Below are 13,900 nucleotides of genomic sequence, written 5' to 3'. Positions count from 1 at the left end.
GAAGCAAAAATCAGATCGCCCGACGTGATCGCGCGATCGCTCAAGGGGAAATTTGATGCGTCATACTCGACTATTGGCCGCGGCATCATACATCGGACTGATCAGCGCGGCATCGCCTGCACTCGCACAGACCGCCCCTTCGGAACCGGTCGAAGCCGAAGAAAGCGATAACGCGATCATCGTGACCGCACGTCGCCAGAACGAACGGCTTCAGGATGTGCCAGCGTCGGTCTCTGTCCTCACCGCCGACGCTCTGGAAAAGACGGGCGCGGAGAATGCCGAGGATTTCGCCCAGCTCACCCCTGGCGTCACGATCGTCACCGGCACGGCCGAGGCGGGTGACACCCAGATCAACATTCGCGGCATCAATGGCGCACGTGACGCGGAAAGCTCCGTCGCTCTCGTCGTCGACGGCATTCTGAAAACGAACACCGCACAGCTCAACCAGAACCAGGGCACGCTACGGCAGGTCGAAATCCTCAAGGGTCCGCAAGGCGCGCTCTACGGTCGCAACGCGGCGGCAGGCGCAATTATCCTGCAGACCAAGAAGCCCGGCGATTTCTTCGAAGGCGCGGTCAGAGCGTCCTATGCCAATGAGAATACCGCGGAAGGGACGGCCTATGTCTCCGGTCCGCTGGGCGACAATCTCGGTTTCGTCCTCTCCGGATATTACCGGACGACCGATGGCTTCTTCCGCAACGAGTTCCTCGATCGAAAGGTCGTGGACGATCAGGAGGTCTGGTCGGTCGATGGCCGTGTCGTCGCAGACCTGGGCGATGCGACCGAGGTGGATATCAAGGCTCGTTATTCGCAGTTGCGCGGTGCCTCGATCAACTTCAACTCCTCCTTCCACATCCCTGCTTTCGGAGGGGTCAATCCCGCCTTCTTCGAGGACGTCAACGAGCATCCTTTCGGCTATTACGGGAATATCCGCCCAACAAACGAGCAGGACAGCTTCGACATCTCGGCCAAGATCGAGCATGATTTCGGCGGCCTCACGCTCACCGCATGGGCGCTCTACTCCGATGTCGATCAGGCTCTTACGGCGGACGGCACTTCGGCAGATTTCGCGCGCTTCATTGCCGCAGCCGATCCGGCAGCGAACAACGTCGTCAACAGTTGCTTCGCGACCACGGTAGGCCTCACGGGCTTCCCGTTGAATCAGCCCGGTTTCGTCGGCCAGATCCCCGTGCCGTTCATCTTCGCCCCCGCCAATGGTTCGACCTTCGGGGCCTACAGCCCGACGACTTGCGATGGTACGCAGCTGCAGATCCGCGAGCAGTCGGACATCAGCGGCGAAATCCGCCTCGCCTCGTCAGGAGGCGGTGCGCTGAGCTGGCAGATCGGTGCCTATTTCCTCAAGATTGATCGCGAAACCGGCGTGAGTATCGGCGGCGATACCGGCGCAGGCGTGAGCGAGGAGCTGTTCAATCCGCCGGGCAGTGCCAACCCGACCTCGCTGCTGCTTGCCGACAAATTCGATACCACCGTTTACGCCGCTTTCGGCAACGTCGAATACGAGATCGGCGACCTCACCGCCGGTCTTGCCCTGCGCTACGATATCGAGGACCGCTCGTCGGAATCGCAAGTCCCGGCAACGGCGCTCGACCCGTTCACCGGCGGCCCGATCAATCCGGGTCTTGCTTTCGGCGCTCTTTCGCCGGTTGATGCGACCTTCAAGCAGCTGCAGCCGAAAGTCAGCCTGAGCTACCAGCCCAATCCCGATCTCAATTTCTATGCCAACTGGGGCATCGGCTTCAAATCGGGGGGGTTCAACAACCAGGGCTCGTCGGCAATCATCGATGCGAACTTCGTCCAGTTCATCGGTGCCGACGTGTCGATCGAAGACCAGTATGACAAGGAGGTCTCGTCTGCCTTTGAGCTGGGTGTGAAAGGCGAGATCGCCAACGGCCGGGTGACATTCGATCTTGCCGGCTACTACACCGAAATCGACGATATGCAGTTCTTCGAGTTCTTCGTCGGGCCCTTCGGACTGTTGCGCGTGGTCTCCAATATCGACGAGGTCGAAGTCTATGGCGTCGAGTTCAACACCTCGGCCGAGGTGGTCGAGGGTTGGAAGTTCTTCGGCTCGGTCAATGTCACCGAATCCGAGATCAAGGCGAACAGCTCGCGTCCCTCGACCGTGGGTAACAAGTCGCCCTACACCGCCGATTACACGATCAACCTCGGAACCGAGATCGATACTCCGCTGACAGACAACGTCGATCTGATCATGCGGGCCGATTACCGTATCACCGGGCCGACCTGGTTCCATTCCTTCCAGGACCAGACTGCGCCGACGCTGTTCTCCGGCCTCCTGCCGATTTCGGCTCTCGCGCTGCCCGCATTCGTCGGCGATGCCGATTACAGCGTGGCAAGGCGTGATGCATTCGGTGTTCTCAATCTGCGCGCGGGTATCGAGGTCGGCGATTTCACTGCAGCCGTATTCGCCGAGAATGCGCTCAACCGCAAATATCTGAACGAGGTGATCCCGGCGATCGAGTTCGGCGGATCGTTCATCTCGCCCGGATCTCGCCGCCTGGTGGGCGTGGAAGTCGGCTACAGTTTCTGACGCTGGTCGCAGCCACGTTCATCTGGCAAGAACGGTCGCATGAGCGAATTGGACGCGAATTACGCGAAGGCATATGGACAAAGGGCGGGCTTCGGGAAGCGGCCCGCCCTTCTCCTCATCGATTTCGTCCAGGCCTATTTCGACCCGTCCTGTGATCTTTTTGCGGATGTCGAGGACACGCTCGCCTCGGCGTTGCGCGTGCGCGAAGCCGCACATACGGCGGGCATCCCGGTGGTGCTGACCAATGTCGTCTATCATCCCCAGGCGATCGACGGAGGCCGCTTTTTCGAAAAAGCGAAGCCGCTGAGCTGCTTCCTCGCCGGCAATCCGATGGGCGGATGGCCCGAGGGGCTTGAGCCGAAAGATGACGAGTTGGTCATCTCCAAACAATATCCGAGCGCATTCTTCGGGACATCGCTCGCCTCGACGCTGACCGCGCTTGGCATCGACAATGTGATCCTGACCGGGCTCACGACCAGCGGATGTGTCAGGGCGAGCTGCGTCGACGCCATGTCGCACGGCTTTATCACGACGGTAGTGCGCGATGCCGTCGGCGATCGCCACGAAAAGCCGCACGAGGCCAATCTGTTCGATATGGACGCGAAATACGCCGACGTGGTCAGCGAAGACGAGATCATCGAGTTCCTGGGTTCCATCTAGGAACCAGCACTTCGAAGCATCAGACTTTCGCAAGCGGTCGCGCTGGTTTTGGACGCTGCCGTAATCAAGACCAGCTCCTGTCGCGATATCCTCTGTCCGAACCGCAGCACCACAGATTCTCGCTCCAGATCCTGTAACGCGGCTCTCCCGGACCTTGCATCAATCGGTTGCAGTTCCTGTGACACCAGCGCTTCGACAAGACATGCCATAGCAACGCAAAATACGCTTCCAGCAAGACCGTCCTTGCTCGCGTCTAAAAATTGGGTATGCTCCCTACCCTGAGTGCACAACTGCACCAAAAGGGAGAGAGCGGCATGGCATGGGATTTCGAGACCGATCCCGAGTTTCAGGAGAAACTCGACTGGATGAAGGATTTCGTGCGCGAGAAGGTCGAGCCCTTGGGCATGCTCGGCATTCATCCCTATGACGTAAAGAATCCGCGCCGTAATGCGCTGGTTCGTCCCTTGCAACAGGAGGTAAAGGACAAGGGGCTGTGGGCCTGCCACCTCGGCCCCGAACTCGGCGGCCAGGGTTATGGTCAGGTCAAGCTAGGCTTGATGAACGAGATTCTCGGCGGCGCGACCTTCGCCCCGATCGTGTTCGGGTGTCAGGCGCCCGATACGGGCAACGCAGAGATAATCGCGCATTATGGCACACCCGAACAGAAAGAGCGGTATCTTGAACCGCTACTCGCCAACGAGATCGTCTCGGCCTTCTCCATGACCGAGCCGCAGGGTGGTTCGGACCCGACAAACTTCGTCACCAGGGCCGAACTCGACGGCAATCACTGGAAGATCAACGGCGAGAAATGGTTCTCGACCAACGGCAAGTGGGCCGACTTCCTGATCGTGATGGCTGTGACCGATCCGGAGGCGCAACGACACAAGCGGATGAGCATGTTCATCGTGCCGGTCGACACACCCGGGGTAGAGATCGTGCGCAACGTGGGCGTCTATGGGCAGGAAAACGGCTCGGAAAGCTACGTCCGCTACACCGACGTCCGCGTGCCAGCCGATCACCTGCTCGGCGAACAGGGTGGCGCATTCGCGATCTCGCAGACGCGGCTCGGCGGGGGGCGTGTTCACCACGCCATGCGCACGGTCGGCAGTTGCAAGCGCCTGCTCGATATGATGAGCCGCCGCGCGGTAAGCCGCAAGACCCGCACCGGGACGGTCGCGGATTACCAGACGGTCAAGATGCAGATCGCCGATAGCTATATCGAACTGGAGCAGTTCAAGCTGTTCGTGCTCAAGACCGCGTGGATGATCGACAAATACCAGGACTATCTGAAGGTCCGAAAGGACATCGCCGCGATCAAGGCGCTGATGCCCAAGGTCTATCACGACATCGCGGCGCGCTGCATTCACATCCACGGATCGCTGGGCGTATCGAACGAGATGCCCTTCGTCGGCAATCTCATCGCATCGATGGTGATGGGTATCGCCGATGGCCCGACCGAAGTTCACAAGGTCACTGTCGCGAAGCAGCACCTGCGAGATTACAAGGACGTCGACGATCCGATGTTCCCTGATTACTCGCTGATCCACCGCCGAGAGGCGGCACGTGCGATGTATGATCCAATGGATGAACTGCAGGAAGCTGTGGAGGCCGTGGAGTAACCCGCGGTGTCCATGCCTCCCGTCACACGCGGCCAGCGTCTGAGCTACGGTTTCGGTGCGGTCGCCAACGGCGTCAAGAACGCTGCTTTCTCCACCTATCTGCTGGCCACAATAGTGCTCGAGTTCGGCTCCAGCGAAGATACTCCGATGCGCCTTGCCTTCGTTACCACCGTAGAAGGTGCCATTGCGGCCACCGGGCCGATCCTTGCGGGCCTCCTGGTAGCGACCAGGGGCTTCGTTCCGCTCTTCGTGATCGTACTGGCCGCGCTGGTGACGGCTCTGGCCATTCTTGTGCTGAAAGTCCGGGAACCGCGCAATCTGTCGGCAGCCTAGCCGCAGGGGCTCACCCTTCTGCCAACAGTCCCTCTGACAGGGCCGAGATGTAGGTGCCTATTGCCGCTTCGCGATCATCGAAGCGCTCTGCCCAGCGCCGCGCCTCGTAAGCGCCATTGAGTGTGGACATGATGATCTGGCTTGCCACCATAGGATCGACAGACCTTATCGATCCGTCCGCGATGCCATCGCTCAACATCCCGGCAAAGCGGCGCGCGAGCCGATTCGACCGCGTCACTACATCGACCTTGTGCTCGCTATCGAGCGCCTGAAGCGCCGTCGTTCGCAGCAGGGGCATGTCATCGAAGAATTGCACATCCAGCAGTTCATGCAGAACGCTGCTCAGCCTCGTCCAAAAGTCGCCAGTTGAACGCTGTCCGGCCATTTGCGCCGCCGAAAGCCGGTCATAGCTTTTCTGGAAGCAGGCCAGGACAAGATCGTCCTTTGCCTCGTGGTGGTGATAGAAACTGCCCTTGGTGACGTTCAATGCCTTGGCGATGCGGTTGACGGACGCGCCGCGATAGCCGCGTTCGTTGATCATGATGGTCGCCGCGCGAAGGAAGTCTTCGTTCTGGCTCGTCTCGTCATCGCTGTCGGTCCGCCATACCCGGCCCGGCAATTCGAACGGTTGCCACTCCCCCTTCCTTGCGGGGAGACCGAAGGCCAGAATGTCGAAGATCCGTTCTTCTACCCTCGGAAAATCGAGCACCGAATAATTTAGCGACCACACCGGCCACCACATCATCGCCTCGAGCAGGATATGCGCCCGCGCAGAATAGAGCGCGCGCCTGTCGCCCGGCGTGGGTTCGCCGAAGAAGTGACGCACCTTATCGACGATGCCCAGATAGCGGCCCATCAGATGTTCCTGGTGCTCTTCCGAAAGGGTGCGGATTTCCGACAGCGAGGTGATCAATCCGCGCTCACCGCGACGGATGCGGGTGCGCAGTGCCACATGCTGAGCTACATATTCCCGCAGCCTTGCCTCTGGCGTGGGCTCGGCCAGCGCCGTACTCGCCATGCTTTCCATGAGGTCGAGCGTCGCCTCATAAACCGCAATGACGAGAGCATCCTTGCGAGGGAAATAATAGGTAACACTGGTGGCATTGAGCCCGATTGCGCGGGCTACTTCCGAAAGCGTGGTCGCCTGCACGCCGGACTGGCTGATGAGGACCGAAGCGGCATGCACGATCGCATCCCGCTTTTCGCCGAAGCGCTTGGTCCCTGCGTCTTTTCCCGCCATTGCCCCCCCCTTAGCAAGCAATCATCCGGCTTTCGAGCGGCCCTGCCCGGCAATCCCCTGTCCTAAAAAGAAGCTCGCAAGATCTTTCTTGAGGATTTTTCCGTTGGCGTTGCGCGGCAGTGTGTCTTCCGAAAAGGCTATGCGGACCGGAACCTTGAATTTCGCCAGTCTTGCAGCGACCCAGGCCCGAAGTTCTTCCTCGCTTGCCGACGTCCCGAGCATGGTTCTATGGCCAAGCCTATGAGTGAAGTTGGAGGGACGGCCAAAGTCGGCCGAAAACGCAGCACGCGTCGGAACGGAAACACCGCGCCGACCATCGCCGATGTAGCCCGCGCGGCACAGTGCTCGCCGATGACGGTCAGTCGCGTCATCAATGGCGAGCAAAACGTGCGGGAAAATACGCGCGAACAGGTTCTCGCCGCGATTGAGAAGCTGAAATACGTGCCCAACCGTGCAGCCCGATTGCTTGCCGGAGGCTTGCAACTGCGCATTGCCCTGCTGTTCGATAACCCGTCGGCTTCCTACCTGAGCGAATTTCTGATGGGTGCGCTGGAGGAGGCCAGTCGGCGCGATATCTATCTCGTCGTACAAAGCACCGAAACGCAACCGCAATATGACGAGCTGATCCGCCGCTTGATCGAGGGGGGGGATCGGTGGCTTCATCCTTCCGCCGCCCCTGTGTGATGACCAATCGGTACTCGACGAGATCGAGGAAGCGGGGGCAATCGCGGTGGCGGTCGGCCCGGGCAAGGCATCGGGATCGCATGGTGCGGTGTTGATCGACGAGTTCCAGGCCGCATTCGACATGACGAGCCACATCATCGGGCTTGGGCATGAACGGATCGGTTTCATCATCGGCAATCCCGAACAAGTCGCCAGCGGATATCGACTTCGGGGATATAGAGAAGCCTTGGAAACGGCCGGGCTGCCAATCGACGAAGGCCTGATCGTCCAGGGACAATTCACCTATCGCTCCGGCATGGTTGCTGCCGAAAAGCTCCTTGGCAAAGAGAAACCGCCGACCGCGATTTTCGCTTCGAACGACGACATGGCTGCAGCGACGGTAGCTATGGCACACCGGCGACATCTGGACGTCCCTAACGATATCACTGTCTGCGGTTTCGACGATACCGAGCTGGCCAGCTCGATCTGGCCAGAGCTGACCACGATCCGTCAACCGATCCGGGAAATGACCGCGCAGGCCGTCTCGATGATTGCGCGAGCTCACAAGAAATCCGGACGGGGCAAAGATGCCAAGGGTGAGCAACTGACCCTGCCGTATAAGCTCATCCGGCGAAACTCCGATGCCGGGCCCAGCCTTGCGTCCTCGTTCAACAAACCCGAAAGTCGGAAGTGACCATCGAAGAAGGCAAGCGAAGGTTGCGGTCGCGCGACTGGTTCGACAATTTTGAACGCATGGACATGACGGCGCTCTATCTCGAGCGTTTCATGAATTACGGGGTCACACGCAGAGGAAGCTTCAGGCCTCCTCATCACCGCTATTGCTGGCGGGGCGCTCGTGGTCGTCCAGGGCTGGCTTGCCGATCTTTACGGATTGCAGAACAGTTTCTGGCTCACCGTTGCCTGTGAGGTCTATATCATCTGGTATGCGCTGGTCGGATGGAAGCCACTCGAGGAGAAATGATCGGGCCGCAACGCGCCGGAGACGGCTTCAGCCAGTACGTTCGTCAACCGATAGATCCACTCGGATGGATTTGAACGCTGGGGTCCTGCTTCTCGGATCCACACTGGTTGACGTCAGTGCGTTGGCTTCGGGATAATACGCCAGCATATTGCCGACCGGTACATCGAAGCCAACAGCGGTGAGACCGGCCATCCGGCCATTGTCGGAAGTCAGGGTCACGGTCTGGCCTTCGGCAATGCCTAGCCGTTCGATATCCTGCGGGTTCATCAGCACCGACCAGCGGCTCTGTGTGCCGCGATAGCTGTCCCTCTCCTCGTAGATGATCGAGTTGAACTGCCCTTCGCTTCGAATGGTGGCCAGCGTGAAGCTGTTGCCCGCCGGCTTGGTAGCGCCTTCAGGCGTGGGCCGTGTCTTGAACCGCGCCAATCCGTCCCCGGTCCGGAAATCCGGCTTGTGCATGAGACGATTTCGGACGTGGAACTCTTTCTTGGCCACATCAATGTGCTGAAGGTCCTCCATGCCGGGTACAGTCGCGGCGATGGCCTCGCGAATCCGGCGATGCTTTCTGAAAGCGGCGAAGTCTATCGCGCCTTCCGGCAGGAGGCGGGCGCCGAGTTCTGCAAGGATATCGGTTTCCGGTCTGACATTCGCGTGCCGGATGATTCCGCCATCGCTGAGGCGCACGAAGTTGAACATCGATTCCTGCGTCGTGGCTTCCCATTCCTCATCCCGTGCTGCAACGGGCAGGATCAGGCATTCGCCGCGCCTCGCTCCGGCAATATGGCCTGCGTTGAGGGTTGTGGTCATGAACGCCTTGAACCCTATGCGGTCCAATGCTTCGCCCGCCCATGTGCTGTTCGGGGTGGCCGCGTAGAGGTTGCCCCCCATCATCAGGGCCGCATCTATCTCTCCGGCATGAGCTGCCTGCAGCGAACCCATCGTGTCGAAACCCTTCCGGGATGGCAGTTTCAGTCCAAATCCCTTCTCGATCTGTCTGATGACATCCTCTCCGAGAACCGGCTTGACGCCGATCGTACCGATTCCCTGCACATTGCTATGGCCGCGCAGCGGGAGCAGTCCTGCACCGGGGCGACCGACCATTCCTCGCAGCAGGGCGAGGTTCGCGATGTACTCGATGTTCTCCACCCCATGGAGATGATGGGTCATCCCCATGCCCCAGGAAAAAACGGCAGACTTCGACCGGGCGTAAAGCGCTGCCGCTTCCTCGATCTCGGCCTGCGACAGACCTGTATCGGTTTCGATGATGCTCCAGCTCGTTGACGCGATGTCCCGGCGAAATTCTTCGAACCCTGCGGTATGCTCTGCGATAAACGAGCGGTCCTCGTGCCCGCTTTCGAGGAGGGACTTGGCGAGCCCTTTGAACAGGCTGATGTCCGATCCTATCCTGGGCTGAAGATAGCAGGAGGCGATCTCGTCACCCCCGCGCAACATCGACTTGGGGCTCTTCGGGATGGCGAACTTGACCAGTCCCGGTTCCTTGGCGGGATTGATCACGATAACGTCACCGCCGCGATCTCTGACACCCTTCAGCTGATGGATGAAGCGGGGATGATTGGATGACGGATTGGCGCCAATCACGAACACGAGATCACTCTTGGACAGATCCGCGAGTTCGACCGTCGCTGTCCCCGTCCCGATCGTCGAGCCAAGCGCCTCGGACGTCGCCTGATGGCAATAGTACGAGCAATTGGTGATGTTGTTCGTGCCGTAAGCTCGGGCGAGCAATTGCAGCAGGAATCCCGCCTCATTCGACGACCTGCCGGAACTGTAGAAAAAGCTGCGATCCGGCGCGGTCCTGGCGAAATTGGCGGCCAGGATGGTCAACGCATCTTCCCAGCCGATGATCTGGAAGCGCTCGTCCCCCGCCTCCTTGAAAATGGGCTTGGTCAAGCGTCCAAGATGCTCAAGCTGGTGTGGCGTCAGCTCAGCAAGCTCGCTGATATCGTGCGCAAAGATCTCATCGGGAATGGCCGCCTGGATGTCGGTCGACTGAGCCTGTACGCTCTTATTGCAGACCGAGGGGAATTCCCCCAATTCGTTGGTCATGCCGCCCAATTGGCCGCCCATGCCAAGACCACAGGCTTTGCAGGCATTGTTCGCTTTCAGGGCCTTGGTCGAATTGGCAATGCCGATACGCCGAACCGTGTTCAGAGTGTAAAGAACCTTCTTGGCTCCACCTCCGATCGTTTTACTTTCGGTTTTTGCCGACATGCTTCTTCCCTATGTCCAAGGGGCAACTACTCCGAGATCCGCCGGCTCAGCAAGCCTCACGCTTCAGAGCCAGCTCCATGAGTTGCATCTCTGAAGTGGCTTATTCAGTCGGCACACCAGAATAATCGGCGCCATAGACAGCGGCGCGAAAATCGCGGTGTAACGTATTGTCGAACGGAATTTTCTGCGTCGCAAAAACCACTGCCATGTCCTGTCGTGGGTCAACCCAGAACAGCATGGACGGATAGCCGTCCCAGAAAAACTCGCCGACCGTTCCCCTGTTCTCTTCCGGAGAGACGGGCGGCGAGGTTCGCACAAAGAAATTCAGGCCAAAGCCTCCCGTCCCCTTGCTCGGCAACCACATGCGATTTTCCATGGGAATGCGGGGATCGAGCATGTCGGTTGTCATCAGTCGTATCGTCGCTGGCTGCAGGACACGTTGTCCCTCGAGCTCGCCCTCGTTCAGCAGCATGCGGGCGAAACGCATGTAATCGTCTACCGTGGTAACGATGCCCGAGCCGCCCATTGTCATCGGTTTTCCGGCAAAGTTCGGCTCGAGCCATTCCTTGCGGGCCATCGGTATTTCTCGGCCTTGCAGGCGGTCTGCTAACGAAGATCGGTGGCTGGTATCACGACCTAAAGAAACCTTCATCGCAACCGCCAGATTGGCTTTTCGGCCCGGCATGGACGATTATTCTCGGTCTCGCGGCCTGGGCCTTCGTCCTGAGCTGGTCCGGGACCAATGGCAGCGACGAGCGAACCTTTCTTATAGGCCTGTACCTTGTGAACGGCCTGCTGCATTTTCTCTGGTCGCCGCTCTTCTTCATGGCGCGCAGACCCGATTGGGCGCTGATCGAAGTGCCGTTACTCTGGCTGTCGGTGCTAGCGCTGTGCGTTTTCCTGAGAGATTGGTCGGTTCTCGCAAGCTGGCTGATCGTCCCATATCTTGTCTGGGTCAGCTTCGCGGCAATCCTCAATGCGAAAATCGTCCATCTCAACAGTCCGTTCAAGGGGACTGCCAGCTGATTTGTGGAGGGCATCCACAAAAGCAATTTTCCTGGGTTCGTCTGCGATCAGCATGACGAAGCCCCCATACTGGACATCACAGAACGGAGACGAGTGTCGGGAGTGATGGCGGTGCTGTGAGTCTAACGCTAACTCGTCTCCACTTGGCAGAGCTCCCCCTTCCCCAGCGCTCGTTCAGGCCATGAGGTTTTGCCACTCGGCCAAGGCGACCGAGCGGAGTCTCTTGTAGGTCTGGCTCTCGATGAGGTGGCGGTCTTGGCTGAAGTGGTTGTGGAGGTAGGCGTGAACTGAGGCGAACTTTCGCAAGCTCTTCGAATGAACTCCGGTGATGAGTTGAACTAGCGGAACGGACTGGCTGGTTTCCAGAGTCTGGGCATGGGCTCGCCCGACCCTTACGTCCTCACTCGTCAATCTGGTGCCTTTGCTTTGACGGGGCCCTACAAAAGCAGCTCGACCGAGCTTCTATTCACGAGGGCCGCATCGTCGAGCATAAATGTAGGTGCGACTGGTCTTGCGCCAATCTGGCTCATTCGGGTGCGCGACTGGCCATTCAATGGGATGATGTTCGATCGCAATCACTTTGAGAGTGACGAAATCTTCGTCGCGGTAGAGCACGACGCGTTGCCCCGCTGCGGGCACATACTCAAAATCGTATCTTCCCCAGTCTTCGACAAGATCACGCGGATCATCTGGCATTACCTTGATAGTAAGTTTCATTCCAATCTCGCTGAGAAAGTTGAAAAACTAGATTGCCGGCTGAAATCTTCTTACTGAAATCGCATCGGGGTTGGGCACTAACCTATTCTGGCGATCATCGGATGGTCGATCAATAATAAAGCCGTCCTTAATTTTGGACGAAGCCCCGTAGGCAGATCGCTAGCAAAGCGATGCCGAAGTCCACGGATCAGTCCTTCAAGCCGACAAATCTCCCATTTTCTTTCTGCATCAGCTTACGCCGTCTGCCGAGCCAGATGGTGGGGCCTGCGGAGACATATCTAGGAGCCCTAATCCGCTTTCCACTTGGCTGGAACCACTTTCATCTACCTAGCCGCTGTTCCATGAAGGGATAGGTAACTGCCGATCCGCCTGCAGACATTCGCTAAGACATGTCTCAGCCAGTATATCGAACTGCTCCGACAATGAATTGGAATTCGAAAGAGGCCTAATTGGGAATGGCCCAAGCTGCATTCTTTCAGCCCCCTTTCAAGAGGTTCATTATCCAGCACATGCCCGGTTTGGTCCGAGGCTAGGTTGACTACGCCAATCCCTTTCTAACGCGGCATCACGAATTGTACTGAGCGAATTGAGAGCGAAAACTGACATCCGCAGAATCGAATTTCTTGGCCGTTTTCTGGTCATTTTATGAGTTCTATGAATCACGCATCATATCGCTAGTTCGGCGGATTCCGCCTATGGCCAGACAAACCTCTTTCTGATGTTGGGGAGCGTTTTAGCTGACACCTCCGGGAAGGAAGAAACGGCTTCATCAAATGGCGATATCGCAGAGTGGCGCCTATTGTAGCGATATTCCGTTTCAGCAAGAAACAGCCACAAGTTCTCCTTTCCGACCTGATGATACCTCCGCAGAGCTCTCTTTAGATGAGGCCAGTAGCACTCTATTGGATTTGTGGTTTCACCTTCAAAGTTATGAAAGGCTTTGCTGTGATCTACCACTATGTGATCCCAGCCTAACTTCTCTAGGCATCGATAGCTGCCATGCCCATCAGTGACGAGCGTTGAGCCGCGCTCAACAAAGCGCTCGATCGACTGTACGATCGTCTGTCGCCGGCGATTGCGAATTATCCCGGTAACCACCTGGCCATTGCACGAGAATCCCATGGCTATCGCATTGGCTGCTTGACGCGGCGGCCCAGTCACCACTCGGGTGAGAAGTGTTTCGTCAACGTAGACAGCTTGTCCCGGACCGCCGACTTTCTCTGGTCTGGCTTGTGCCGCCAAATGCATGCGAAGCTTATTACATAAAGCATGTGCACTTCTGACGCCGATGCCTAGCTGCCGCTTGACAAATCTCGCTCGGACACCCGAACAAGAGTTGCAATTCAGCAGCAGCGCATAAAACCACGCCATTAAGGGTAGGTTCGAACGATAGAAAATAGTGCCCTCGGTGGGAGAAATCAGAGCGCGACAGGCGTGTTGATACTTCCTCGTGCCTCTGATTGGTGACCATCTACCGAGCTTGCCGCATCTTGGACAACCGGTATGTCCTAGCCAGCGACGGTCGACCAGATGCTGAAGACAAGCTTGCTCGTTAGGAAAGCGATCAAAAAAATCTATGACGCTTGTGCCCTTCATTCGCTTAGTTCTTTTGGGCTTGTCTCAATATAACTATTCCACCTACGGAGGTCGTCGATTTCTGTCTGTCCAAATGAAGGAAAATCACTCAGCATATCCCAGAACGTATTCTGCGACTGCCAACGCCGATTGAAGCGAAATTCAAATTCCTTTAGATAAAGCCAAAGATATTTTCGGTGAACACAGCGGTATTCATCTTTCAGTGAATTTCTTAGAAGAACGTGAAAGCCGTACGTTGGGTCAAAGAAATCGGGCCTATC

The 13,900-nt window shown here is 57.9% G+C and carries 10 protein-coding genes and 4 pseudogenes; 7 read left to right on the top strand and 7 right to left on the bottom strand.

The annotated features are described in order from the left end of the window. Nucleotides 1–55 precede the first annotated feature (55 nt). From CCE89_RS10555 to CCE89_RS10535, 4 genes are all read left to right on the top strand, one after another. Nucleotides 56–2,572: a TonB-dependent receptor gene (locus tag CCE89_RS10555; protein ID WP_086437957.1), complete on the top strand. Its 2,517-nt coding sequence runs from the start codon at nucleotides 56–58 to the stop codon at nucleotides 2,570–2,572. Between the two features lie 39 nt (nucleotides 2,573–2,611). After that, nucleotides 2,612–3,232 carry an isochorismatase family protein gene (locus tag CCE89_RS10550; protein WP_086437956.1) on the top strand — a complete coding sequence of 207 codons (621 nt, stop codon included), beginning with the start codon at nucleotides 2,612–2,614 and terminating at the stop codon, nucleotides 3,230–3,232. Nucleotides 3,233–3,546: 314 nt separating this feature from the next. Next, nucleotides 3,547–4,851 carry an acyl-CoA dehydrogenase family protein gene (locus tag CCE89_RS10540; RefSeq protein ID WP_086437954.1) on the top strand — a complete coding sequence of 435 codons (1,305 nt, stop codon included), beginning with the start codon at nucleotides 3,547–3,549 and terminating at the stop codon, nucleotides 4,849–4,851. Nucleotides 4,852–4,857: 6 nt separating this feature from the next. After that, nucleotides 4,858–5,184, top strand: a complete 327-nt coding sequence (locus CCE89_RS10535) for a hypothetical protein (protein ID WP_234990033.1) — start codon at nucleotides 4,858–4,860, stop codon at nucleotides 5,182–5,184. Between the two features lie 10 nt (nucleotides 5,185–5,194). Here the strand turns inward: CCE89_RS10535 and CCE89_RS10530 are convergent, their stop codons facing one another. Both CCE89_RS10530 and CCE89_RS10525 read right to left on the bottom strand, forming a co-directional pair. Beyond that, on the bottom strand, nucleotides 5,195–6,424 hold the full coding sequence (locus CCE89_RS10530; protein ID WP_086437952.1) for a TetR/AcrR family transcriptional regulator: 1,230 nt from the start codon (nucleotides 6,422–6,424) through the stop codon (nucleotides 5,195–5,197). A gap of 21 nt (nucleotides 6,425–6,445) precedes the next feature. Further along, nucleotides 6,446–6,640, bottom strand: a pseudogene (locus CCE89_RS10525) (AMP-binding enzyme); the annotation flags it as partial. A gap of 24 nt (nucleotides 6,641–6,664) precedes the next feature. Here CCE89_RS10525 and CCE89_RS15595 point away from each other — a divergent pair. Then, nucleotides 6,665–7,781 (top strand): annotated as a pseudogene (locus tag CCE89_RS15595) (LacI family DNA-binding transcriptional regulator). 102 nt (nucleotides 7,782–7,883) lie between these two features. Further along, nucleotides 7,884–8,069, top strand: a pseudogene (locus CCE89_RS15165) (glucose/galactose MFS transporter); the annotation flags it as partial. 27 nt (nucleotides 8,070–8,096) lie between these two features. Here CCE89_RS15165 and CCE89_RS10510 read toward each other — a convergent pair. Together CCE89_RS10510 and CCE89_RS10505 are read right to left on the bottom strand one after the other, a co-directional pair. Then, complete coding sequence (locus CCE89_RS10510; RefSeq protein ID WP_086437950.1) at nucleotides 8,097–10,301, bottom strand: FdhF/YdeP family oxidoreductase; 2,205 nt, start codon at nucleotides 10,299–10,301, stop codon at nucleotides 8,097–8,099. A 100-nt stretch (nucleotides 10,302–10,401) separates the two neighbouring features. Next, nucleotides 10,402–10,878 (bottom strand): serine hydrolase domain-containing protein, encoded by a 477-nt coding sequence (locus CCE89_RS10505; protein WP_234990032.1) that lies wholly within the window; start codon nucleotides 10,876–10,878, stop codon nucleotides 10,402–10,404. Between CCE89_RS10505 and CCE89_RS10500 the strand changes: the two genes are divergently transcribed. Continuing rightward, nucleotides 10,827–11,327: a TspO/MBR family protein gene (locus CCE89_RS10500; protein ID WP_327078642.1), complete on the top strand. Its 501-nt coding sequence runs from the start codon at nucleotides 10,827–10,829 to the stop codon at nucleotides 11,325–11,327. The genes CCE89_RS10505 and CCE89_RS10500 overlap by 52 nt on opposite strands. Before the next feature lie 174 nt (nucleotides 11,328–11,501). On the opposite strand, the pseudogene CCE89_RS15615 reads toward CCE89_RS10500, so the two are convergent. The 3 genes and pseudogenes from CCE89_RS15615 to CCE89_RS15590 all read right to left on the bottom strand — a co-directional run. Then, nucleotides 11,502–11,639: pseudogene (locus tag CCE89_RS15615) on the bottom strand (IS6 family transposase); the annotation flags it as partial. A gap of 150 nt (nucleotides 11,640–11,789) precedes the next feature. Then, nucleotides 11,790–12,044, bottom strand: coding sequence for a hypothetical protein (locus tag CCE89_RS10490; protein WP_086437948.1), 255 nt, complete (start codon nucleotides 12,042–12,044; stop codon nucleotides 11,790–11,792). A 693-nt stretch (nucleotides 12,045–12,737) separates the two neighbouring features. Further along, a complete protein-coding gene (locus tag CCE89_RS15590) occupies nucleotides 12,738–13,640 on the bottom strand; it encodes an IS1595 family transposase (protein WP_086437947.1) in 903 nt (300 codons plus the stop codon). Nucleotides 13,641–13,900: the final 260 nt, after the last annotated feature.

Source organism: Altererythrobacter xiamenensis (genome assembly GCF_900177715.1).
Taxonomy (GTDB): domain Bacteria; phylum Pseudomonadota; class Alphaproteobacteria; order Sphingomonadales; family Sphingomonadaceae; genus Erythrobacter; species Erythrobacter xiamenensis.
This window is presented reverse-complemented; position numbering and strand designations above follow the sequence as displayed.